This is a genomic window from Stenotrophomonas sp. YJH_SMC_4 (assembly GCF_059371575.1).
In genome coordinates, this window is the sequence record NZ_JCAFUR010000018.1 from 38,416 (window position 1) to 60,198 (window position 21,783).

Consider the following 21,783-nt stretch of genomic DNA (forward strand, 5'->3'; position numbering starts at 1 on the left):
TGCCACGCCCTTCAGGGAGGATCGCTTTCAGCAGGCGTCAGTGCTCGCTGAAAGCGCTCCTCAGATCGATGCCGATGATCGGCGAGAAGTCCACCTTGCACGGCTCCAGCTCGAAGAGCTGATCCTGATTGTCCAGACACAAGGTGACCCTCACCGGCACGCCGTCGGCATCGGCAAGCATGGCCGTGGCAATGTCACTTCCGAAGACCTGAGTCGTGCTGGACAGGAACACCACGCCCCCGAATCCGACGACCTCCACGTCCTCCACCTGGGCGAGCGCCAGATCCTTCAACAACCGTTCGGACAGCTCGGTCGTCTCCGGCAGCAGCCTATGGATGAGGGAGACCTCGTCGGGGGTGAGGAATCTGGGCACGGAATGTCCTTCAGGGCACTGCATCCGCCATCGGCTGATTCTCGATCCGCCATGTCCTGGCGTAGATCAGAATGACGCTTCCGGTCGAGCTGGTCTCGATACGAAAACACTTCAGACCGGACAGCGGATAGCCGACCGCCTTCCAACGATCAAGAAGATCAGCGAGTCCCGGCTCGTCATCGTCCACCATGGCGAACTCAATTCCCTCGTCACCCAGTACGCCGAAGTTCATGAGAGCCGAGCACCCGTACGCTTCCGAGAAGCAGACGGTTGCCTGCCGGCAGTCCGGCCAGCGCACCTGGACCTTTACCTCGTCGGACTCGCCAGGATTGCTTCTGTCAATGTTGATAGCCAGCAACGTGGCGTCACACCATTCAAGGGAGTTGAAATCTTGGTTCATCTACTGGAATCCGCCAGATTCATACGACGGTGGTGCGACCTCATCCGCCCCTTCCTCTCTCTCCCCGCTCCTGAAGCTCCCCAAGATTGAGATCCCGAGCATAGGACCGCCGACTACTGATCTGTACCGGCTTGGATGCGAACCTCCGACCGTCCCTGCATTCAACGGCGAATTGGTAGCTCTGGGGTTCCGGCCCTGCAACGACCATCATGGGTACCGAGAATGTGCTTCCAACCGGTTTCGACGAAACCACACCTCCGCCCTCCCCGAGCATGCTCAGCTCACAATCGAGAGCGCGAACGTCACCCTGACCTGGCGGCACGCTTCCCGAGACGCGCACGATCATATCGCCACCCGATGTTGCACAGCCGGCCAGAACCAGACCGGCAATGACAGCTGCGGCATACCTCACCTTCGCCCCTTCTCCGCATTGTTAATGCACCTGTTGAACGCACTGACGTTCGCATTCACCACGGTCAACAGTTGCCGGATGGTGTAGCTGGCGGTACCTGCCGAGGTGACCAGCGCGATGCGATTACCTATGACGTCATGATCTCAAGCCCCCTTGCAAAGAGGTGGTTGAGAAGGCCCGCTACTCCGGGGACCCATCTGCAAAATGCCGCTTTCTCCTAAAGGCAACGAGAACGAAGGCTGTCGCAGCCAGGAAGGCACCACACGCATCCCAGATTCGGCCCATCCACAGCATCAAAGCGAAAATGGCGAGCCACATTACAGATAGTGCAAGAAGCCATCCGCGCGTCAGCTTCATAGGGCTCAGTACACAGGTTGAATTCCAACCATAGCGCAGACGATAGCCAATGCAACCTAATAGATTGCCGGCGTCCCTTCTTCCAACTGCTGCAACGCCGGCGACAAAGGGCAAAAGCAGCGCCAGATCCGACGCACCAGATGCCGACAAGGTCAGCCACGTTGATAGGCGGGCGGAAGAACCCGCAGCGCAGGCGCAGCGACCTCATACACCATGACTTCCTGCACGGGGAATCGGTGTTATACCTCACTACATTACCAGCACGACTTGTCGCGAGGTCGGCAGGCTGTGGCACTCCGCTGCAGACCTGACCCATCGGAAGGGCTGGCACGCGTCACGGCCCAGGGGAATGGCAATGAAAAGCAGCCGAGTGACGTTGTGGGCGCTGGCCGCCATGATGGCCGCAGTGGGCACCGCGCACGCAGGGGAAATCCAGGTGCATCGAGGCGCTTACGCACTGCAGGCCGAAGAGACGGGGGCCGGCCCGATCACCGTGGTCTTTGAATCCGGTTTCGGGCAGGGCGCGGGCGCCTGGAAGGAGGTGGTTGCCGGTCTGGGGCGCGACTACCACAGCATCACCTACGCCCGTGCAGGACTCGGCAAGTCCGGCAGCGACGGCCACCCCAAGCGCATCGATGCGCATCTGGCCGACCTCACGGCAGTGATCGATACGCTCGCAGCCGGTCGCCGCGTTGTGCTGGTGGGTCATTCCTATGGCGGCCTGCTGGCCACGGAGTTTGCACGCCGCCATCCGGAGCGCCTACAAGGCCTGGTGCTGGTAGACCCGGCCACGATGGGTCAGCGCCATGCGTTCAAGCAGGCCGACAGTGCCCGCGTGCAGGCAGATGATGCCCAGCTGCGGGCGATGCTGCCGCCGACCATGGCCGCCGACTACGCCGTGTTGACCGAACAGCTGGATGCACCCGGTGCGGAGACCCCGCGCACGATGCCGGACGTGCCCGTGGCGCTGCTGACTGCAACGCAGCTGGCTGCCGAACCGCTGTTCTTCGAAGAAACCGCAGCGGGCAAGGCACTCTGGAAGGCACAGCACGCCCTGCTCTTCTCAGGGTTCACGCGCGGTACGCATCGCTACCTGGCGACCGGGCATACCCTCCAGCGCGAGGATCCTGCTGCGGTGGTGGCCGCGATTCAATCGGTCTCCGGCACCTTGAAGTAGCCGTTCCAGGCAACGCTTTCCGGGTTGTTCCCTGCTACTGCCCCCGCAGGCGCACCGCAAAATAGCGCGTCGGGGAGAGGCCAAGCGCCTTCTTGAACATCGTGATGAAGGCCGTCACCGATTCATAGCCCAGCGTCTCGGAAACGCGTTGTACCGGTGCACCACCGGCGAGTTCACGAATGGCGATGAGCAGATGCAGCTGCTGTCGCCAGCGCCCGAAGGACAAGCCCGTTTCTCGCTCAATCAGCCGGGTCAACGTGCGCTCGCCCAGGGCCAGGCGCACGGCCCACTGGCTGATGGTGCTGCGGTCTGCCGGATCAGCCGACAGCGACGCAGCCAACGCCCGCACCTTCGGGTGATGACTGACCGGCAGCGAGAGGTGCTCGGCCGGCATCTGCACCAGTTCGTCCAGCAGCACCCGGGCCAGCCGATCGATGTGGCTGCCATGCGGATAGTCCAGTGGCGCATCGGCCAGGTGCAGGATCATCTCGCGCAGCATCGGCGAGATGGCCAGCGTCACGCACTGCGCCGGCAGGTCGACGATGCCGGGCTCGACGAACAGGTAGCACAGGCGCGCGTTGGCGGTGGCGCGATTGCTGTGGGGCATGCCGCCCGGGATCCACACGCCACACTGGGGCGGCACGATCCACAGCGCATTGGCCACTTCGCAGGTCACCGCCCCATGCAGCGCAAGAATGAGCTGACCCTTTCGATGCTCATGCACCGGAATTTCCGCGTCGTGCTCGGCCACCTGCAGGCGGCTGGCAACCGCCGGGCGATCGGTCTCGTCCGGGTCCAGGTCAAAGCCGGGGAGCGAAATGCGAGCCATTCTCACATTGACCGGTTTTAGTGATTGATTGTCATTGTAGCGAAATTCGCCATGCCGGCCGATCACTAGGATGAGCCGCATGCACTCCTCCAGCCCGCTCCGCCCCCACCTGCTCCAGGCATTTGCGCGGTTTAAAAGCCCTGCCCTCAGGACCGACCAGGAGGCGGTGCTGTTCTCGCTCAAATGCCTGCTCGCCGCGTCGTTGGGGCTGTATGTCTCTCTGCGGATCGGCCTGAACCGCCCGTTCTGGGTGGTCGGCACGGTCTATCTGGTGTCGCAGCCCCTTTCCGGGGCGACACTCAGCCGCGGCCTGTTCCGCCTGCTCGGTACCGTGGGCGGGGCCGTCGCCACCGTCGTGCTGGTACCACGTTTCGCCAATGCACCCCTGGTGCTGAGCGCCGCGCTCGCGACCTGGATGGCGCTGTGCCTGTACCTGGCGATGCTCGACCGCACGCCACGTGCCTATGCGTTCCTGCTGGCCGGCTATACCACCAGCCTGATCGGGTTTCCTGCGGTGATGGTGCCGGGAGAGGTGTTCACCATCGCCATCACGCGGGTGCAGGAAATCGCCATCGGCATCCTGGCCGCAACGCTGGTCCATGGGCTGGTGCTGCCGCGCCGGGTTTCGTCGCGCGTGCACGCACGGGTTGCTGCCGTGCTGGATGACGCAGAACGATGGACACGCGACATGCGCGCCGGTGCATCGGACACGGTGCTGACGACGGACCGCTCGAAAGTGGCAGCCGACCTGCTTGAGCTGCATGTGCTGTCGATCCACCTGCCCTTCGACAGCGCCCACGGCGTGGCCCAGGTGCAGATCCTGCGTGCCCTGCATGACCGGATGCTGGACGTACTGATGCTGTCCAGCGCGGTGGAAGATTCCATCGCTCGGCTGCGTTCACCGCAGGCCGGCACAATGGATGCAAGCGGCTGGCGCGATCTGCTGCAGGCCAGCCTCGCCGCTCAACAGGCCGAGCTCGACCTCGCCCACTCCGACTGCCGCGTGCTGCAGGCACAACTGCACACTGCCCGCCCCGACTGGCGCCTGCATGTGCCTGACCGTCTTGCGCGGAATGTGCAGGGCGCAGTGATTCACCGGGATCACAGGAACGCCGCGCGCAGCGCGCTGGGCGCGTTCGTCGGCATCCTGCTGAGCTGCGTGCTGTGGATCATCACGGGCTGGTCGGACGGCGCCACGGCGGTGTCCATCATCGGCACAGCGTGCGTGCTGTTCGGCACGATCGAAGCGCCGGCACCGCATGTCATGCGCTACCTGGTGGGATCGTGCATCGGCGTTGCCGTCGGCCTGCTCTACGGTCTGCTGATCTTCCCCGCGCTGTCCGATTTCGTCGGCCTGATGGCCGCGCTCGCGCCGGTGCTGCTGCTGTGCGGATCGTTCCTGGCCCGGCCGCCCTTCATCATGGCCGCCCTGGGCGTGGTGCTGACCTTCCCGCTCGTCGCAGGTCTGGGCGCGACCAATACGGTCAACATCGTCGGCGCACTCAACAACAGTGTTGCGCTGTTCGTCGGTACGGCAATGGCACTGTGCAGCATGCAGTTGTTCCAGACCTCCGATGCGGGCCGCAACCGCGCACGGTTGGAGCATTCGACCCGTCGGGACATTGCGCGACACGCCGCCGGACAAGGTGATGTGACCCGCGCGTGGCTTAGCCGCATGCTGGATCGAATCGGGCTGCTCGCTCCCAGGTTGCAGGGCCGTTCCAGCGCCGCGCACGACCTGCGGGCATTGTTTGCGGACGTTCGTGCGGCACGTGCATCCAGCCAACTCCGCGCGCTGGAAAGGCGGCTGCACAACCCGCAGGTTCGGGCGCTTCATGCGGCGCTGGTCGAACGCATCGCTGCACATTTCAGGGTTCGCGCCCACTCGGCACGCAGTGTCGACATCCATCTTCTGGAACTGCTCGACCGCATGCGCGAGGCCGCGGCGGCCAGCAGCGGGGCTGATCAGAGGCATCTGTCGCACCTGCTCTGCGGATTGCGCCGCGACCTGCTGGCATCCCCGCTTACCCATCGGCACTGACCTCATGTTTTCTGACCATTCCATTGATGGCGTGCTGATCCCCGGCCTGCTCGCCGTGGCCGCCGCCGCGCTGGTGCTGTCGATGCTGAGCTCACGCCTGCTCGCCAGCCTCGGCCTGTACCGGTTGTTCGCCGCGCGGCCCTTGGTGGGCCTGTCCCTGTTCGTGATCCTGGCGGAGCTGATGATCCGGCTCTCGCCCCTGCTCGAGAAATGAAATGAAACACCTGCTTGCTGTCATCGGGCGCTGGAGCGCAACGCTGGGCGTGTGTGCGCTTGCCGCCATTGCCGCGCTCTCCATCTGGAATCGTTACGAAATGCGCCCCTGGACGCGGGATGGGCGGGTGCGCGCCGATGTGGTGCGCGTTGCATCGGACATGGGGGGGCTGGTCACCCAGGTGCTGGTGCACGACAACCAGCGGGTCAGCGCCGGACAACTGCTGCTGGTACTGGATCAACCACGCTTCGCTGCCGCGCTTGAGAAGGCAGACGCAGCGGTCAGCAGCGCACGCGCGACGCTGGCGCTGGCACGCCGCGAATCGACGCGGGACAACGTACTTGGCAACCTGGTCGCCTCGGAAACACGCGAACGCAATGTCGCCAAGGTCGATACCGAGCTGGCCGCCCTGGCCCAGGCAAGGGCCGAACAGCGCGTAGCCCAGCTCAACGTGCAACGCACCGAGGTGCGCGCGACCACCGATGGCATCATCACCAACCTGGACCTGCACGCGGGCGACTACCTGCAACCCGGTGCGCAGGCACTGGCGCTGATCGACACCCGCAGCCTGCGTATCGAGGGCTACTTCGAGGAAACCAAACTGGGCTGCATCACCGAGGGCGATGCCGCCGTGGCCCGGCTGATGGGCGACGACCACGACGTCCGCGGACACGTGGATACCATCGCCGCCGGCATTGCCGACGATCAGCGCTCAAGCACACACAACCTGCTGCCCGCCGTGGCGCCGACCTATACCTGGGTGAGACTGGCACAGCGCATCCCGGTACGCATCCGTATCGATGATGCTCCACCGGATACGCGTCTGATCGTGGGTCGCACTGCAAATGTGACCATCACGCCCTCAGCACAGGGAGCTTGCGAGTGAGCTTGCGAACAGTGCGAGGTGGGCTGCTTGCCCTGCTGCTGCCGATGACGGCCTGCGTGTCCGGCCCCGACTATCACTTGCCGGCGAGCGCTGTCGCAGCCTCCCCACGGGCGGCGCGGGCGTTCGTCTCGGGCCAGGAGGCATCGTTCAGCCACGACGCGCCACCGGATCGATGGTGGCAACTGTATGGCGACCCCCAGCTTGACGCCTACGTACGCGATGCTCTGGCGGCCAATACCGACCTGCGCGCCGCCGATGCCAACCTCCGGCGCGCCAGCGCGACCGTGATGGAGTACCGCGCGCGCGGTGCCGTGCAAGGGGACGTGGATGCATCGGGCACGCTCGTCCATGCCGGTGGCTACACCCAGGCGTCGGCCGCGCCGCAGTCGTACGCGCTGGGCCTCCACCTCTCCTATCCGCTGGATCTCGCAGGTGGCATCCGCCGCGGCATCGAAGCCGCCAACGCGGACACGGAGGCGATTGCTGCGGCACGCGACCAGGTTCGCGTGGTCGTCGCTGCGGCCGTCACCCGTGCCTATCTCCAGGTGTGCACAAGCAATCACACGCTCGCTGCAACCCGGCAGGTGCTGGCGATACAGCGCGCCACGCTGGAGGCAACCCGACGGCTGGCTGCAGGCGGGCGCGGAACGGACTTCGATGTCAGCCGTGCCGGTGCCGCCGTCAATCGCAGCGCGGCGGCGATACCGCACCTGCTGGCGGAACGGCAGGCCTCACTGTTCGAACTGGCCGCACTGATGGGCAAAGTCCCGGCAGACTATCCCAGGGAAGCAGAAGGGTGCCCACAGCCCCCTGAGCTGCAGCAAGCATTGCCGATCGGTGACGGCTGGCAGCTGCTCCAGCGGCGCCCTGACGTACGCGCAGCCGAACGCAGCCTGGCCGCCGCGACTGCAATGATCGGTGTCGAGACGGCGAGTCTCTATCCGCAGATCACCCTGGGCGCCTCTTCGGGCGTGGCCGGCACACCGGCGCATCTGCTGTCGGCCGACGGCTTCGGTGCGAGCATCGGTCCCGTGCTGTCATGGCACTGGCCCGACCGCCGCGTAGCCAAGGCCCGCATCGCGGCGGCCGGTGCCAATGCGGACACCGCTCTCGCTTCCTTTGACGGAGTCGTGCTGCAGGCACTGCGCCAGACCGAGACCGCGCTTTCTGCCTGCACGCAGGAGCTTGAACGCGAGCGCAGCCTGGCGCACGCGCGTCGGGACGCATCCCGTGCCACCGAACAGGCACAGCACCTCTACCGCTTCGGCAGGATCGATTTTCTCGACGTGCTTTCGGCCCAGGCCGAGCTGGCAGATGCGGAGTCCGCATTGGCCGCCTCGCGCGCGGAGCGCATTGACCGGCAGATGGATCTTTTCGTGTCGTTGGGCGGAGGCTGGGCCGCAACGGATTCGGCCCCGGGCGGGCTCCAATGACCCGTTGTCTGGCAACGACTGCAGGCCGCGCCGTCTGTTCAGGAAATTACCGCCTACACCCGCATTCATTCACATGGATTGCCCTATATTCCCGCCACAGCGCCGCATGCTGCGGCCATGACGGAGGCATCCCCATGAAGACCACACGTTTGCTTGCCATCGCCTTGACCACCGCCACCGCTTTCGCTGCGGCCCCCGCGTTCGCCGATCCGCCGCACCACGCCCGCGGCAACGGGCCGCCGCCGCACGCAGGCGGCCCGCACCACCGCGATGCGCCGCCGCCGGGCTGGCAGAAGAAGGCCTGGCGACGTGGCGAGCGCCTGCCGTGGGCCGAAGTGGACCGCCGCTACTGGGTAGACGATTACGCGCGCTATGACCTGCGCGAGCCGGGCCGCGACCGACGCTGGGTGCGCCAGTCCGATAACGAGTACCTGCTGGTGGAGATCGCCACCGGGCTGATCATCGACGCGCTGCATCGCTGAAGCGACCTGCAGCGTCCCACACTGAGCGATTTACCTCGGTGCAGACACCTTACGACCGGGGTCGCCCCGGTCGGCGGTGTTTGCGCCCACGGCGCCCCGCCTGCCTCCGTGGCCGCCCGGCATGCATGCCCTCCCGCAGTGCGGTACGCCCGCACATCAGCGCTGTGGCAAATAACCCCATCGCCACCAGTATTTCGAATCCCCGATCACCAAAGAGCAGGCGGATGGAGACCTCCAGTGAGCACAGCCTGCCGCACCGCAGGCCCTGCTCGTCGAAGCCATAGATGAGCACCAGTATGCCCATCAACGTGCACCACGCGATCAGGGCCAGGCTTGCGATAAATATGAAAGGACGGTGGATGCGCATGCGCTCGTCGCGGTCTTCTACGGTGATGTCCAGCGCGACGTTGCGAGCACGCGATCGGAAGCATCCAGCTCTACCGACCAGGCTTCGGTATCCAGGCCCAGCCGGTTCTCATACCACCATCGCTGCGCACAGCGACCACTGCATCCACTGCTCGCATAGCGCGCAAAGGGAACACCGGCGTGCTCCACCACGTCAGGGTGCCCCAGCGCCCGCAGTACCTCGGCCCTGCTCGCCCCGACCGGGACCGAGGCAAGCGCGTGGGAATGCCACGCTGAGATCGCCGAGCAACTGGCAACGTACGCCACGAACAGGCCGGCAAACCCCCACATCAGTGTCCTCATTGACAGATCCCCTCCTGCGCCGCGCGCCCGCGCATCATCCGCGCAGACCTTCTTCAACGTCAAACCTCGACAAGCGGGTCTGTTGCGGCGCCCGGCATCCGTGCTAGCGTGCGCCGTCAAACTCTCCATGGGGTGCAGGATGCGCAATGGAATGGGACGGAATCTGGTGATCGCCTGCATGGCCCTGGCTGTTGCCCCAGCGGCGGCAACAGCGGCCGCACCACCGGGTGATCGTGGGCAGGATTTCGTGCAGACACAGGCGATCGCCGCGCGCTGCCAGAAGAGCCTGCCCGGCCTGGAACTGCAGTTGCAGGAGGGCCGCAAGCACTGGCTGTCGACACTCGACGCCGCGCAACTGCAGGCCGCCGAGGCCTATGCCAGCAGCAAGGAAGGCAAGATTCTGGGAAAGAGCGTGGAGCGGGATGCCTCCCGCGCCTTCGGCCGCAATACCTTGTCCGCCGCAGCGACCTGCGTTGGCCTCCTCGCCGAGTACGGCCCGGCCCACCCGCTGCCTTCCGGCACGGCAATGCCGGCCGACCGGGTGCAGCACTACATGCTGCACTTTGCACCGATGGTGCTGGCCCGGCTGCAGTGTGCGCGCCTGGACGGCATCGACGTGGCCGCCCAGCCCGATGGCTCGGAAACCTGGCAGTACCGGGCCTGCGGCCAGACCGAATCCGTGCGCATGGCCCCGCTCGGGCAGAGCTGGTCGATGAGCGATGCGGACCGCAATCGCCTGTTCGACGCACTGACCCGATAGTCGGACGGCATTCCTCGGGGCAACAGGAACCATGTTTCCACCCACCACCTGGATCAAGTTGCGATCTGCCTTTCCATTGGCGGCCTGCACGGTGCTATGCGCCTGCGGCCTGGTGATGGACAGTTCGTTCGACACTCTGCGCGAGGCGCTTGACTCCGACATGGTGAACAAGGGATGGATTCCCGGCTGGGTGCCCCACGAGGCGACCGACCTGCGCGAGGTGCACGACCTCGACTCGAACACCAGCGCGCTGGCCTTCACCAAGCCCCCTGCGGTACTACTGCAGCTGCCTGCGGATTGCCAGGCAACGACATTCAGTAACAGCGATCCTGTTGCGTTCGATCGATACTGGTGGCCGGGCGACGGGACGCTCAAGTCGTCGTACCGCGTCTTTCGCTGCGCGCCCGAATCCGGAAAATCAGTCTTCGTGGCCATCAACAGGGCCGAAGACCACGTGCTCTTCTGGCGAACCTACGCGCGGTGATGCGCCCGCGCCACTTCACTCCTCTTCAGGACACCATGATGCCCAACGCACGTGCACGCTTCGTCGCCCTCGCCCTGTTGCTTCCGGCGTGGCTGCCGGCCTACGCCACGCAGAATGCCCCCGCCGACGTCAAGGCGATCGAACAGGTGGTCGAAGCGTTCCGCACCTCGCTGATCAACAAGGACAAGCCGACCTACATGGGCCTGTTCTTCTCGGACAAACCAGAAGACATCGGCTGGCAGTTCGTTTCCGAGGACGTGCGCCTGCAGGACATCCGCAAGGCCAAGCCCGATGCAATCAAGGCACGGCAGATTCCTGCAAACAACTTCATCGCGCTGATCGACGGGGCGGTGGCCTCGCCGAAGCCGAAGGAAGAGAAGTTCTCCAACACGAAGATCGAGACGGATGGTGATGTGGCTTCGGTCTCGTTTGACTACAGCTTCCACGACGATGGGGTGAAGACCAACTGGGGCAAGGAAATGTGGCAGCTGATCCGCACCGAACAGGGCTGGAAGATCTTCTCGGTGATCTACTCGGTCCGCGATTCACGCAGCCCGGCCGATTGAACGTCGCTTGATGGGGCCGAACCCAGGCCGCGATCCATTCAGCAAGGGCATTGGCATTCGGCCAGCGATCGGGCAGAGTTCGGCCACGCGCAAGGACGCATGCCATGACCCGCCTGCTGATCATCGAAGACAACCCCGAGCTGGTTGCCAACCTGTATGCCTTCTTTGAACCGCTGGGTTACGTACTGGACGACGCCCGCGACGGCGCCAGCGGCCTGCGCCGGGCCACGCAGCACGACTACGACGCCATCCTGCTGGACCTGATGCTGCCGCGGCTGGACGGCATGACGCTGTGCCAGAAGCTGCGCCAGGAGTTCCAGAACCCGGTGCCGATCCTGATGCTGACCGCGCGCGATCCGGTCGAAGACCGCGTGCAGGGCCTGGCCCTGGGCGCGGATGACTACCTGGTCAAACCGTTCTCGCTGACGGAACTGGATGCGCGGATCAAGGCCCTGGTACGACGGGCGCAGGGTCGCCAGGTCCAGAGCGTGCTGGCGTGGAAGGACCTGCAGGTGGACACGCGCTCGCCACAAGCCTGGCGGCAAGGCCGCTGCATTGCGCTGACGCCCACGTCGCACAAGTTGCTGATGTGCCTGGTGCGTGCGGCGCCGGCCGTGGTGCGCAAGCAGGAAATGGAGTACCTGGTCTGGGGCGACGAGCCACCGGACAGCGGCGCGCTGCGAACCCACATCCATGAGCTGCGCCTGCAGGTGGACCGCAGCTTCGACACCGCGCTGATCACCACGGTGCACAGCGTCGGCTGGCGCATGCGGGCGTGACCCGTGCCTCCCTCTACCGCCGCCTGAGCCTGCGCACCCGCATCACGATCTCGTTCGTGCTGTTGATGGCCGGTGCCATGGGCTTCATCGTACTGGCGGAACAGGTGGACTACGACCAGGTCCGGGCCGCTGTCGTCGCGCGGACCCAGGACAGTGAAGTACGCCGCCTGCAGGACGAACTCGCCCGTGGTCGGCGTCCCGACCTGCCCTCCGGCAGCGCACTGTTCGATGCCCAGGACGTGCCTGTCGTGCTGCGCCAATATGGCCCGGGATATCACGGCGAAGCAGCACCCAACGAGTGGCACCTGCGTGTGTTCGACAGTGCCGGCCAACGTTATTACCTGCTGCAGGACGCTGCCCCCTATGGCTACCTGGAACACCTGATCAATGCCTTTGCGGCGCTGGTCATCTCGATCTGCGTGCTGGGCGCCTTCCTGATCGGTCGCAAGGTAGCGACCCACGTCATCGCGCCCATCACACGATTGGCCGATGCGGTGCAGGACGGCCACAAGCCCTTTCCCTACCAGGACGCACGCGATGAGATCGGCGTGCTCGCGCGCGCCTTTGCCCGCCATAGTGACGAGCTCGAAGGGTTCCTGCATCGCGAACAGTGCTTCAGCGGCGATGCCAGCCACGAGCTGCGCACGCCCCTGGCCATCATCGGTGGCGCTGCCGAGACGCTGGCCTGCCAGCTTCCGGCCGACAGCCACCTGGTTCCCAGTGCCGAGCGCATCCTGCGCACCACCCAGGAGATGCAGCGCCAGCTGACCTGCCTGCTGCTGCTCTCTCGCGCCCCCAGCACCGTGCCACGCAACGAGGTGGCCCTGCGTGCGCTGGTTGAATGCTGCATGGATCGCTGCCAGCCCTGGCTTTCCGGCAAGCCGGTGATCGTTGCGTTTGATGCCCGGCATGACACCGTGCTGCACACCAACGCGGATCTTGCGCACAGCGTGATCTGGAACCTTCTGCGCAACGCCTGCCAGTACACCGAAAGCGGCGAAGTCCGGATCACCCTCCACGACGCCGCACTCATCGTCGCCGACACGGGGCCCGGCCTGCCCTCCAGTATCGATCCACAGCTGTTCCAGCGCTTCGTGCCCGGTAGCGTGCACAGCGGCGAGGGGCTGGGGTTGTCGATCGTGCAGCGCATCGTCGAGCACCTGGGTTGGAGGATGACGGTGCATTCATCGCAGCAGGGATGCCGGTTCAGCCTGGAGTGGCCCCTCTGACGATTTCCTGACGCACGCGTGCACATGCTGGGGATTGCTCACTTCACGGCGGAAACCGCATGCAGCACCCCAAGGACAGCGGCAAGTACCCGCACGGGAAGACCGGCCTGAGCCGCATCTTCCACACCCTCATCCATTCGCGCGATGGATTCGTCGCCACCTTCCGCGGCGAGGCAGCCTTTCGCCAGCTGCTGCTTCTGCACGCGCTGTTGATCATTGCAGCGTTCGTACTGGACATCAGCGCGGTCGAGCGCGCGATAGTGCTTGCGGTCTGCTTCATCAGCCTGCTGGTGGAACTGCTCAACTCGGCGATCGAAGCGGTGGTTGATCGCATCTCCCTGGAACAGCATCCACTGTCAAAGAACGCCAAGGATATGGGCAGCGCCGCGCAGACCACCGCACTGTTGATGGTGGGCGCGGTGTGGGGCGTCATCCTGCTGGGCTAGTCCGCCCAACCTGACAACTTCCTGATAAAGCGGTTTCGATACTGCGCGCACTCCCGCTCCACGGAACCTGCTCGTGCGTCAATGCCGCCGTTTTCCACGGCCCCATCCGATCGTTCTGGTCTGGGCCGTCGCACTGTTCTTCACCACGATTGGAAACATCGCCCTCTGGAAGACGCTGTGGGGGCTGGTCGGCCTCAACAGCGTGCGCAGCGTGCTGTTCCTGGCCAGCCTGCCGGTGGTGCTGTTCTGCCTGTTCAACCTGTTGCTGACGCCACTGCTGGCACTGCCGTTCCTGCGCAGGCCGCTGCTGGTGCTGCTCGTTGTCGTCAGCGCCGCCTGCAGCTACTTCATGCTGCACTACAACGTGCTGATCGATCGCAGCATGGTGCAGAACGTGTTCGAGACCAACCAGGCCGAACTGAACGCCTATCTGTCGCTGCCACTACTGTTGACCCTGCTGGCGCTGGGCGTGCTGCCTGCTGCCGGGCTCGCCCTGGTGCGCACCACCAGCGGGGCCGGCTCGATACGTTCGCTGCTGGTGTGGCCGGCCAGCGCTCTGGCGTCATTGCTGGTACTGCTGGCAATCGGCTTCGCGTTCTACAAGGACTACTCCTCGCTGCTGCGCAACAACCGCTATCTCCGTGACCAGGTGCTACCGTTGAATGTCGTGCGCCATACCCACGGTTATCTGAAAGGCCTCTACAGCGCCCGCCAGCAACCCTTGCGCCCGATCGGCATGGACGCACGGCGCGTACCGGGCCCGCGTCCGAAGCTTGTGGTCATGGTCGTCGGCGAGACCGCGCGATCACAGAACTTCCAGCTCAACGGCTACCCACGCGCGACCAATCCCCGGCTCTCGCGCAAGGAAGGCGTCATCAGCTTCAGTGATGTTTCCTCATGCGGAACCGCAACGGCGATCTCGGTGCCGTGCATGTTCTCGCAGATGACCCGCCGCCAGTATGACGATGTACGCGCAGCGACCGAGGAGAACGTGCTCGACATCCTGCAGCGCACCGGCATCAGCGTGCTCTGGCGCAACAACAACAACGGGGGCTGCAAAGGCGTGTGCGAACGCGTGCCGACCGAGGACATGCCCGCGCTGAAGGTGACCGGCCAATGTGTCAATGCCGACGGCACCTGCTATGACGAGGTGCTGCTGCATCAGCTCGGTACACGCATTGACGCCATGAACGGTGACGCCCTGGTCGTGCTGCACCAGCTTGGCAGCCACGGCCCGACCTACTTCGAACGCTACCCGGCACAGTCGCGGGCATTCAGTCCGACCTGCGACAGCAACCAGATCCAGCAGTGCAGCAACGAGGCGCTGGTCAACACCTATGACAACACCCTGGTCCACACCGACCGCATGCTTGGCAGGACCATCGACCTGCTGCAGGGCTATTCGGACCAGCGTGATGTCGCGCTGATCTATGTGTCCGACCATGGCGAGTCGCTCGGCGAACGTGGCATGTACCTTCACGGCACGCCTTACTTCATCGCGCCGCGCGAGCAGACCCAGGTGCCGATGGTGATGTGGTTCTCACCGGAGTTCAGCCGCAACGCGGGCGTGGACCTGGCCTGCCTGCGCGGGAATGCCCTGCACCGGGCGCACAGCCACGACAATGTCTTCCACTCACTGCTGGGCCTGTTCGGGGTCAACAGCACGGTGTACCGGCGCGATCTGGATGTCTTCGCCGGCTGCCGCGCGTCGGCTTCGCCGGCTGTGGCCACCTCGCCAGCCAAAGAACGGCGCCGGTTGATGCCGGTCGCTGCCCGCAACGTGGCGCGTTACTGCGCCGCCAGGGCGAAATCCAGGCCCGCACACACCGCCGCCACCTGGGCGTCGTTGCACTCCTGCGGGTTGGTGCGCGGGCTGTCCGGGTAGACCTCGGTGGTGGTGGCAAAGCGCGCGTCGGTGAAGCCGGCGCAGGCGCCGATCGAGCGCGACTCACCCCACACCACGCCCGGCGACTGCAGCGGCAGGCCGACCAGGTTGCCCTCGGCGTCGGCCGGGGCGATATGGGTGACTGGCGCGACCGCGGCGATCAGGGCCTTCTGGAACTCGGCCTGCGGGTCTTCGCTGTTGCCGATCACGTAGAAGCCATCCGGAATGGTGTCGCGCTCGAACGGCTTGCCGTCGCGGGCGCAGCGCGCCGGATCGAACTCGTGCAGGTCGCTGTCGGTGGTCTCGTGCAGGTCCAGGTGCACCAGCAGGTTCGGTTTGCGCTCGGCCACCCAGGCCATCAGCGCGGCCGCTTCCTCGATCTGGCCGCCGTCACGGAAGCTGCGGTTGGGATCGATGGCATCCGGGTTCCAGCGCTGGATGCGTTCGTAGCCCCACGGGCTGACGCACGGTGCCACGATCAGGTTCAGCCGGCCCAGGTAACGCTCAGCCTGCTGTTCCAGGAACTGCAGGGCGCCATGCACGCCGCTGGTCTCGTAGCCATGCACGCCACCGGTGATCAGTGCGGTCGGCAGCGCCGGGTTCCAGTCGTGGTTGACCACGGCGAACAGCGGGTAATGGTCCGGCGCATAGTCCAGCTGGCCGTACTGGATCACATCGAAGCTGTCGTCCAGGCGCTCGAGCGCTGCCACAACGTCATCGTGGTAGCTGCGCTGGCGCTGCTGGCGGGCCCGCCACTGTGCGCGTTCCGCGTCGCCCCAGGGCTGTCCGGGGGTGCCGATCGGGTAGAACTGCGCAACGGTCATTGGGTACTCCAGGGGTCGAACGGGATGGGTGCAGCCGGTCATTCTAAGCCTTGTCGCGCCTGCGGGTCCCCTCCCCCGGCCCCGCCTTCATCCAGGCCGGGTCATCTGGTTGTAAAATCAACGGTTTTTGGCCCCTCACCCCTTGATGGCGAACGCAGCGCAGCCGGTCCTGGGTGGACCGGAGTTCCTCCGCCTGCTCGCCCGTCTCAGCGACGGCGCGATGCCGGCCAGCAGTCCCGCCCTGACCGATCGGCTCGGCCAGTGGGTGGACTGGAGCCGTGCCGTGGCCCTGTCCGGGGCGCTCGGCGGACGCCTGCCCGAGCCCGGTGAAGGCGCCGAAGCCGTCGAGGATGTGCTGGCCGACTGCGTCCAGGCGCACGCCAGCCTGCTGGCCTCGATCAGTGAGGACGCCGAGGCCGAGCGCCTGCTGGATCTGGCCGAAGCTGCCGCTGCACCCAACTTCGCCTCGCTGCGCCAGCGCTACCGGGTACTGCAGCAGGCCATCCAGACCGCCACCGGGCGCTTGCGCGGCCGCCTGCGCGACCAGCTGGTGCAGGTTTCGCCCGAGCTGGCGCGGCTGGCCGAGGTCGACGCGGTGATGGAACAGACCCTCACCCCGCGCGAGCACAGCCTGCTGGCCACTGCGCCGGCCGTGCTCGGCGCCCGTTTTGAACGCGTGCACGGCCAGCCCGGCTGGCGCGCGGCCTTCCGCCATGACATGCGCACCCTGCTGCTCGCCGAGCTGCAGCTGCGCTTCCACCCGATCGAAGGGCTGCAAGACGCCCTGCGCTCCCACTGACCGGAACACCATGTCCAGAACTGCTTTCCATGTCGTTGTTTTCCTTGTCGGCCTGCTGGCCGTGTGCTGGATCGGCATTGGCTATGTTTCGGTGCATCCGCTGGGTGCAGCGGTGGCGGCGATCATCGCGGCCTGCTACATCGCCGGTGGCGTGGAGCTGTACCGCTACCGCCAGGCCAGCAACGGCCTGCGCAGTGCACTGAACGACCTGTCCAGTGCGAAGGAGAGCCTCACTCCCTGGCTGGAGCGCGTGCCCGCAGGCCTGCGCAATGCCGTGCGCCTGCGCGTGGAGGGCGAGCGCACTGCCCTGCCCGCTCCGGTGCTGACCCCTTACCTGGTCGGCCTGCTGGTGCTGCTGGGCATGCTCGGCACCCTGCTGGGCATGATGGACACGCTGCGTGGCACCGGACTGGCCCTGCAGAGCGCGACCGACATGGCCGCGATCCGCGGCTCGCTGGCCTCGCCGGTGCAGGGCCTGGCGGTGGCATTCGGCACCTCGATCGCCGGTGTGGCCAGCTCGGCCATGCTAGGCCTGCTGGCGGCGCTGCTGCGTCGTGACCGCCTGCAGGCCGTGCAGCAGCTGGATCGCGCCATTTCCGGCGACCTGCATCCGTACTCGCAGGCCTGGCAGCGCGCCGAGTCGCTGCGCCTGCTGCAGGCACAGTCCGCGGCGCTGCCGGCGCTGGTCGACCGCCTGCAGGCGATGACCAGCACCTTTGAACAGCACAGTGCGGCCGCCAATGAGCGCCTACTGGCCGGCCAGGCCGAGTTCCTGACCCAGAGCCAGGCACTGCAGGAACGCCTGGCGGTCTCGCTGCAGCAGTCGCTGCGCGAAGGGGCTGAAGCCAGCGCCGCCGCCATCGGTGGCGCGCTGCAGCCGATGGCCGAGACCACCCTGGCTGGCCTGGCCCATCACGGCGAAGCACTGCATGCCCGCGTCGAGCAGGCCGTGCAGCAGCAGCTGGCCGGCCTGAGCGACGGTTTCGAGCGCAGCCGCGTCGCAACCGAGGCCAGCTGGGCCAAGGTGGTGAGTGAACAGACCCAGGCACAGCAGGCACTGGTGAGCGACCTGCGCCAGCACCTGCAGGCCTTCAGCGATGGCCAGGCCACGCATGCCGAAGCGCTGGTCACACGTATCGGCGAGCGCCTGCAGGCCGATGCACAGGACAATGCGGAGGCCTTGCGTGCTGCCGCCGAACAGCAGCAGGCCCTGAATACTGCGCTGGTCGAACGTCAGCAGCAGGCGTTGATCGCCGCCAGCGAGCATCTGGACGCGCGTGCGCAGGCGCTGCTGCAGGCACTGGAGCAGCAGCACAGCGCCAGCCAGTCGCTGCTGCAGGATCATGAAGCGCAGCGCTCGCAGCAGTGGCAGGCCGCGCAGGCCAGCGCCGCGACCGCGCACGCCGAACTGCAGGCCAGCCTGGACAGCCGCGAGCAGCAACGCCAGGCGCGCTGGGACGCGGTCAGCGCCGAGTTGCAGCAGGCCCACGCCGCCCTGCAGGCGCAGCTGCAGGCCGGCGACGAACAGCGCCTGCAGCGCTGGAGCGATGCTCTGCAGCACGTTTCCACCGAGCTGGCCGAGCGCCTGCAGGCCAATGGCGAACGCCTGGCCGCGCAGCAGCAGCGCGTCTGCGACACGCTGGCGGAGACCGCACAGCAGATCGGCGAGAATGGTCGCGCACAGGCCAGCGCCACGCTGGCCGAAGTGTCCACCCTGCTGCAGACCGCCGCCGCCGCGCCCAAGGCCGCAGCCGACGTCATCAACGAGCTGCGCAGCACGCTGTCCGAGAGCCTGGTGCGTGACAACGCGATGCTGGAGGAGCGCGGACGCCTGCTGGCCACCGTGCAGACCCTGCTGGATGCGATCAACCATGCCTCGCACGAACAGCGCACCGCTGTGGACGCACTGGTCGGTGGCTCGGCCGAGTTGCTGGAACGCGTTGGCAACCGCTTCACCGACCATATCGCTGCCGAGACCGGAAAGCTGGACGGTATCGCCGCAGCGCTCCACGGCAGCGCCGGTGAAGTCGGCCAGCTGGCCAGCAGCTTCGGCGAAGCGGTCGCGCAGTTCGGCAGCGCCTCCACCGAGCTGTCCGGCCGCCTGGAACAGATCGGCGGCGCAGTGGATGCCTCGCTGGCCCGCAGCGACGAGCAGCTGGCCTACTACGTGGCGCAGGCGCGCGAGGTGGTCGACCTCAGCCTGCTGTCGCAGAAGCAGGTGATGGAAGAACTGCAGCAGCTGGCCGCGCGCCGCGGCAAGGCCGGCAGCGCATGAGCGACGAGCTGGAGGTCGATGGCGGCTCGCATGCCCCGATCTGGGCCGCCTTCGGCGACCTGATGTCGGTGCTACTGGGCGCGTTCGTGCTGATACTGGTCGGTGTGGTCGCGGTGCAGCTGGAGCTGTCGCAGCGGCTGGACCAGGAAGTGAAGCAGCGCCAGGCCGAAGCCAAGCGCCTGCAGACCCTCGAACAGGCGCTGGCGGGCCCGTTGGCCGCCGGTCGCGTGACGCTGGTGGATGGCCGCATCGGCATCAGCGGCAGCGTGCTGTTCGCGCTGAACTCCGACCAGCTGCAGCCGGAAGGCCAGGAGCTGCTGCGCAGCCTGGCCGCACCGCTGGCCGCCTATCTGGGCAGCCGCGAAGAGATCCTGATGGTCAGCGGCTTCACCGATGACGCACCGGTGCGCGAAGGCAACCGGCGTTTCGCCGACAACTGGGAGCTGTCCGCGCAGCGCTCGCTGACCGTAACCCGCACCCTGATCGCCGATGGCGTACCGGCTGACGCCGTGTTCGCCGCCGCGTTCGGCAGCGAGCAGCCGGTCAGTTCCAATGCCAATGAGGAAGGCCGCGCACGCAACCGCCGCGTGGAGATCGCGCCGATTCCCAAGCCCAGGGCCCCGGATGCCAAGTAAGCCGCCAGCGCTGGAAGGCCTGCGCGCACTGGTGCGCGACCTCGATGCGGGGTCGCGCTCGCTGCCGCATTACCCGCAGGTGCCGATGCTGCAGCAGGTGCAGCGCGAGTGGTCGGAGCTGCGCAGCGAACTGCAGGTGCGCCGCTCACTGCGCACCGAGGCCCCGGCCGACGGCGGCCCGCTGAACTCGGCGGTGCTGGTGCAGCGCATGCTGGACACGATGCAGGCCACCAGTCCCGGCTACCTGCGGCACTTCATCGACTATGTGGATACGTTGTCGTGGCTGCAGGCGCTGCAGGACGGCGCCGCCAGCGGTGCAGATACCGCGAAGCCGAAGCGGACACGCAAGCCGCGCTGAACATTGACTGGTAGTGCCGGCCGCTGGCCGGCATCAAACCGGACCGACCACGGCCGAAGCGCGCGCAAGCGGCGCTGAGCAGCGAATGGCCGTGCTGAACATTGACTGGTAGTGCCGGCCGCTGGCCGGCAGCCAGGCAACTCCGCGCAGGTCATGAGGTTGCCGGCCAGCGGCCGGCACTACCACCGAGGGTGCTCTGTGCGCCGGAACGCAATCTGCGCTGCGCTTCGGCTTTGCTGTGGTAGTGCCGGCCGCTGGCCGGCATCAAACCGGACCGACCATCGCCGACGCGCGCGCAAGCGGCGCTGAACAGCGAATGGCCGTGCTGAACATTGACTGGTAGTGCCGGCCGCTGGCCGGCAGCCATGCAACTCCGCGCAGGTCATGAGGTTGCCGGCCAGCGGCCGGCACTACCACCGAGGGTGCTCTGTGCGCCGGAACGCAATCTGCGCTGCGCTTCGCCTTTGCTTTGGTAGTGCCGGCCGCTGGCCGGCATCACAACCAGACCGACCATCGCCGACGCGCGCGAAAGCGGCGCTGAACAGCGAATGGCCGTGCTGAACATTGACTGGTAGTGCCGGCCGCTGGCCGGCAGCTATGCATCTCCGCGTGGGTCATGGGGTTGCCGGCCATCGGCCGGCACTACCGTCGAGGGTGCTCTGTGCGCCGGAACGCAATCTGAGCTGCGCTGCGCTTCGCCCTTGCTGTGGTAGTGCCGGCCGCTGGCCGGCATCACAACCAGACCGACCATGCATACGGATACTCGCCAATCTGCCCAGCAAGACCGGCGCGCACCGGATTCCCCAGGATGTACAGCGCTTGCTGCGCCAGCGACTCCTCCGCCCTCACTGCATGATCAAAGTAGCCAGACTGCCAGACCGTACATCGACGCCCCACCAGGCGATTCAGGGCGAGCGCGCTCGACGATTTCATCCGGCGCGCGATGTCGGGAAGGTGAGCTGCGCGCAGCTCGAACATCCAGTGGACGTGATCCGGCATGACGACCCATGCGTGTGACTGTACGAGCCCGCGCTGTTCCATGTAGTGGAACTGGTCGATTACACATGCTGCTGCAGCTTCGCTTTCAAAGAGCCGGCGGCGCTGGTGTGTCGTGGTTGTCAGAACGTAGGACTGGCCGATGATCGAGTGACGGCCCAGGCGGAGGCGATGGCTGCTCATGCGCCATGGTGGGTCGATCATGGGGTATTGGCTGTCAGGCCATGCCTCGATGGGTGTTGGGAGATGTCTGAAGTTGAATGAGGTTGCCGGCCAGCGGCCGGCACTACCGGGACTATGGATTGCCGGCCAGCGGCCGGCACTACCGGGGCTATGGATTGCCGGCCAGCGGCCGGCACTACCGGGGCTATGGATTGCCGGCCAGCGGCCGGCACTACCGGGGCTATGGATTGCCGGCCAGCGGCCGGCACTACC

22 protein-coding genes are annotated in these 21,783 nt (G+C 66.2%); 17 read left to right on the forward strand and 5 right to left on the reverse strand.

Annotation, left to right across the window (positions count from 1 at the left end):
• Positions 1–37 precede the first annotated feature (37 nt).
• Both AC5P9F_RS17605 and AC5P9F_RS17610 read right to left on the reverse strand, forming a co-directional pair.
• Positions 38–373, reverse strand: a complete 336-nt coding sequence (locus tag AC5P9F_RS17605; protein ID WP_164225239.1) for a DUF6984 family protein — start codon at positions 371–373, stop codon at positions 38–40.
• Positions 374–383: 10 nt separating this feature from the next.
• Entirely contained in the window at positions 384–773 is a 390-nt protein-coding gene (locus tag AC5P9F_RS17610; protein WP_062606554.1) for a hypothetical protein, read from the reverse strand.
• A 1,124-nt stretch (positions 774–1,897) separates the two neighbouring features.
• Between AC5P9F_RS17610 and AC5P9F_RS17615 the strand changes: the two genes are divergently transcribed.
• Entirely contained in the window at positions 1,898–2,719 is an 822-nt protein-coding gene (locus tag AC5P9F_RS17615) for an alpha/beta fold hydrolase (protein WP_062606555.1), read from the forward strand.
• Between the two features lie 34 nt (positions 2,720–2,753).
• Here the strand turns inward: AC5P9F_RS17615 and AC5P9F_RS17620 are convergent, their stop codons facing one another.
• Positions 2,754–3,548, reverse strand: a complete 795-nt coding sequence (locus tag AC5P9F_RS17620; protein WP_164225258.1) for an AraC family transcriptional regulator — start codon at positions 3,546–3,548, stop codon at positions 2,754–2,756.
• A 79-nt stretch (positions 3,549–3,627) separates the two neighbouring features.
• Here AC5P9F_RS17620 and AC5P9F_RS17625 point away from each other — a divergent pair, with 79 nt between their 5' ends.
• From AC5P9F_RS17625 to AC5P9F_RS17680, 12 genes are all read left to right on the forward strand, one after another.
• The gene (locus AC5P9F_RS17625; RefSeq protein ID WP_308678786.1) at positions 3,628–5,589 is read left to right on the forward strand and encodes an FUSC family protein; all 1,962 of its coding nucleotides are present in this window, start codon (positions 3,628–3,630) and stop codon (positions 5,587–5,589) included.
• Positions 5,590–5,593: 4 nt separating this feature from the next.
• The gene (locus AC5P9F_RS17630) at positions 5,594–5,803 is read left to right on the forward strand and encodes a DUF1656 domain-containing protein (RefSeq protein WP_044570365.1); all 210 of its coding nucleotides are present in this window, start codon (positions 5,594–5,596) and stop codon (positions 5,801–5,803) included.
• A 1-nt stretch (position 5,804) separates the two neighbouring features.
• Positions 5,805–6,689, forward strand: coding sequence for an HlyD family secretion protein (locus AC5P9F_RS17635; RefSeq protein ID WP_495232009.1), 885 nt, complete (start codon positions 5,805–5,807; stop codon positions 6,687–6,689).
• Positions 6,686–8,122, forward strand: coding sequence for an efflux transporter outer membrane subunit (locus tag AC5P9F_RS17640; protein ID WP_164225236.1), 1,437 nt, complete (start codon positions 6,686–6,688; stop codon positions 8,120–8,122). The genes AC5P9F_RS17635 and AC5P9F_RS17640 overlap by 4 nt, the downstream gene beginning before the upstream one ends.
• 134 nt (positions 8,123–8,256) lie before the next feature.
• Positions 8,257–8,604, forward strand: coding sequence for an RcnB family protein (locus AC5P9F_RS17645; RefSeq protein WP_099481275.1), 348 nt, complete (start codon positions 8,257–8,259; stop codon positions 8,602–8,604).
• An 859-nt stretch (positions 8,605–9,463) separates the two neighbouring features.
• Positions 9,464–10,072 (forward strand): hypothetical protein, encoded by a 609-nt coding sequence (locus AC5P9F_RS17650; protein ID WP_005413686.1) that lies wholly within the window; start codon positions 9,464–9,466, stop codon positions 10,070–10,072.
• A 31-nt stretch (positions 10,073–10,103) separates the two neighbouring features.
• Positions 10,104–10,556, forward strand: coding sequence for a YbbD-related protein (locus AC5P9F_RS17655; RefSeq protein ID WP_024958598.1), 453 nt, complete (start codon positions 10,104–10,106; stop codon positions 10,554–10,556).
• A 35-nt stretch (positions 10,557–10,591) separates the two neighbouring features.
• Positions 10,592–11,122 (forward strand): Cif family virulence factor, encoded by a 531-nt coding sequence (locus tag AC5P9F_RS17660; protein WP_024958597.1) that lies wholly within the window; start codon positions 10,592–10,594, stop codon positions 11,120–11,122.
• A 104-nt stretch (positions 11,123–11,226) separates the two neighbouring features.
• Positions 11,227–11,901, forward strand: coding sequence for a response regulator transcription factor (locus AC5P9F_RS17665; RefSeq protein WP_005413688.1), 675 nt, complete (start codon positions 11,227–11,229; stop codon positions 11,899–11,901).
• Positions 11,898–13,130, forward strand: a complete 1,233-nt coding sequence (locus tag AC5P9F_RS17670; RefSeq protein WP_164225235.1) for a sensor histidine kinase — start codon at positions 11,898–11,900, stop codon at positions 13,128–13,130. Before AC5P9F_RS17665 ends, AC5P9F_RS17670 begins: the two co-directional genes overlap by 4 nt.
• Positions 13,131–13,189: 59 nt before the next feature.
• Positions 13,190–13,576 (forward strand): diacylglycerol kinase, encoded by a 387-nt coding sequence (locus AC5P9F_RS17675; protein WP_005409934.1) that lies wholly within the window; start codon positions 13,190–13,192, stop codon positions 13,574–13,576.
• 73 nt (positions 13,577–13,649) lie between these two features.
• Positions 13,650–15,461 carry a phosphoethanolamine transferase gene (locus tag AC5P9F_RS17680; RefSeq protein ID WP_109337180.1) on the forward strand — a complete coding sequence of 604 codons (1,812 nt, stop codon included), beginning with the start codon at positions 13,650–13,652 and terminating at the stop codon, positions 15,459–15,461.
• Here AC5P9F_RS17680 and AC5P9F_RS17685 read toward each other — a convergent pair.
• On the reverse strand, positions 15,365–16,285 hold the full coding sequence (locus tag AC5P9F_RS17685; RefSeq protein ID WP_005409936.1) for a M14 family metallopeptidase: 921 nt from the start codon (positions 16,283–16,285) through the stop codon (positions 15,365–15,367). The two genes, AC5P9F_RS17680 and AC5P9F_RS17685, sit on opposite strands and share 97 nt — an antisense overlap.
• Before the next feature lie 145 nt (positions 16,286–16,430).
• On the opposite strand from AC5P9F_RS17685, the gene AC5P9F_RS17690 reads away from it, so the two are divergent.
• Genes AC5P9F_RS17690 through AC5P9F_RS17705 form a run of 4 tightly spaced genes read left to right on the forward strand, consistent with a single transcriptional unit; the run spans position 16,431 to position 20,352 of the window.
• On the forward strand, positions 16,431–17,084 hold the full coding sequence (locus tag AC5P9F_RS17690; protein ID WP_032966871.1) for a DUF3348 family protein: 654 nt from the start codon (positions 16,431–16,433) through the stop codon (positions 17,082–17,084).
• A gap of 10 nt (positions 17,085–17,094) precedes the next feature.
• The gene (locus tag AC5P9F_RS17695; protein WP_197638123.1) at positions 17,095–19,359 is read left to right on the forward strand and encodes a DUF802 domain-containing protein; all 2,265 of its coding nucleotides are present in this window, start codon (positions 17,095–17,097) and stop codon (positions 19,357–19,359) included.
• Positions 19,356–19,994, forward strand: a complete 639-nt coding sequence (locus AC5P9F_RS17700; RefSeq protein ID WP_005413694.1) for an OmpA family protein — start codon at positions 19,356–19,358, stop codon at positions 19,992–19,994. The genes AC5P9F_RS17695 and AC5P9F_RS17700 overlap by 4 nt, the downstream gene beginning before the upstream one ends.
• A complete protein-coding gene (locus tag AC5P9F_RS17705) occupies positions 19,918–20,352 on the forward strand; it encodes a DUF2894 domain-containing protein (RefSeq protein ID WP_332307227.1) in 435 nt (144 codons plus the stop codon). Before AC5P9F_RS17700 ends, AC5P9F_RS17705 begins: the two co-directional genes overlap by 77 nt.
• Before the next feature lie 732 nt (positions 20,353–21,084).
• Here AC5P9F_RS17705 and AC5P9F_RS17710 read toward each other — a convergent pair.
• On the reverse strand, positions 21,085–21,531 hold the full coding sequence (locus tag AC5P9F_RS17710; protein WP_060381276.1) for an REP-associated tyrosine transposase: 447 nt from the start codon (positions 21,529–21,531) through the stop codon (positions 21,085–21,087).
• Positions 21,532–21,783 lie beyond the last annotated feature (252 nt).

Excerpts from the sequence above, each read along its gene's own strand:
- AC5P9F_RS17690 (WP_032966871.1), top strand. The coding sequence starts at position 16,431 with ATGGCGAACGCAGCGCAGCCGGTCCTGGGTGGACCGGAGTTCCTCCGC.
- AC5P9F_RS17695 (WP_197638123.1), top strand. The coding sequence starts at position 17,095 with ATGTCCAGAACTGCTTTCCATGTCGTTGTTTTCCTTGTCGGCCTGCTG.
- AC5P9F_RS17635 (WP_495232009.1), top strand. The coding sequence starts at position 5,805 with ATGAAACACCTGCTTGCTGTCATCGGGCGCTGGAGCGCAACGCTGGGC.
- AC5P9F_RS17625 (WP_308678786.1), top strand. The coding sequence starts at position 3,628 with ATGCACTCCTCCAGCCCGCTCCGCCCCCACCTGCTCCAGGCATTTGCG.
- AC5P9F_RS17655 (WP_024958598.1), top strand. The coding sequence starts at position 10,104 with ATGTTTCCACCCACCACCTGGATCAAGTTGCGATCTGCCTTTCCATTG.
- AC5P9F_RS17645 (WP_099481275.1), top strand. The coding sequence starts at position 8,257 with ATGAAGACCACACGTTTGCTTGCCATCGCCTTGACCACCGCCACCGCT.
- AC5P9F_RS17610 (WP_062606554.1), bottom strand. The coding sequence starts at position 773 with ATGAACCAAGATTTCAACTCCCTTGAATGGTGTGACGCCACGTTGCTG.
- AC5P9F_RS17675 (WP_005409934.1), top strand. The coding sequence starts at position 13,190 with ATGCAGCACCCCAAGGACAGCGGCAAGTACCCGCACGGGAAGACCGGC.
- AC5P9F_RS17685 (WP_005409936.1), bottom strand. The coding sequence starts at position 16,285 with ATGACCGTTGCGCAGTTCTACCCGATCGGCACCCCCGGACAGCCCTGG.
- AC5P9F_RS17710 (WP_060381276.1), bottom strand. The coding sequence starts at position 21,531 with ATGAGCAGCCATCGCCTCCGCCTGGGCCGTCACTCGATCATCGGCCAG.
- AC5P9F_RS17665 (WP_005413688.1), top strand. The coding sequence starts at position 11,227 with ATGACCCGCCTGCTGATCATCGAAGACAACCCCGAGCTGGTTGCCAAC.
- AC5P9F_RS17630 (WP_044570365.1), top strand. The coding sequence starts at position 5,594 with ATGTTTTCTGACCATTCCATTGATGGCGTGCTGATCCCCGGCCTGCTC.
- AC5P9F_RS17620 (WP_164225258.1), bottom strand. The coding sequence starts at position 3,548 with ATGGCTCGCATTTCGCTCCCCGGCTTTGACCTGGACCCGGACGAGACC.
- AC5P9F_RS17650 (WP_005413686.1), top strand. The coding sequence starts at position 9,464 with ATGGGACGGAATCTGGTGATCGCCTGCATGGCCCTGGCTGTTGCCCCA.
- AC5P9F_RS17660 (WP_024958597.1), top strand. The coding sequence starts at position 10,592 with ATGATGCCCAACGCACGTGCACGCTTCGTCGCCCTCGCCCTGTTGCTT.
- AC5P9F_RS17700 (WP_005413694.1), top strand. The coding sequence starts at position 19,356 with ATGAGCGACGAGCTGGAGGTCGATGGCGGCTCGCATGCCCCGATCTGG.
- AC5P9F_RS17615 (WP_062606555.1), top strand. The coding sequence starts at position 1,898 with ATGAAAAGCAGCCGAGTGACGTTGTGGGCGCTGGCCGCCATGATGGCC.
- AC5P9F_RS17705 (WP_332307227.1), top strand. The coding sequence starts at position 19,918 with ATGAGGAAGGCCGCGCACGCAACCGCCGCGTGGAGATCGCGCCGATTC.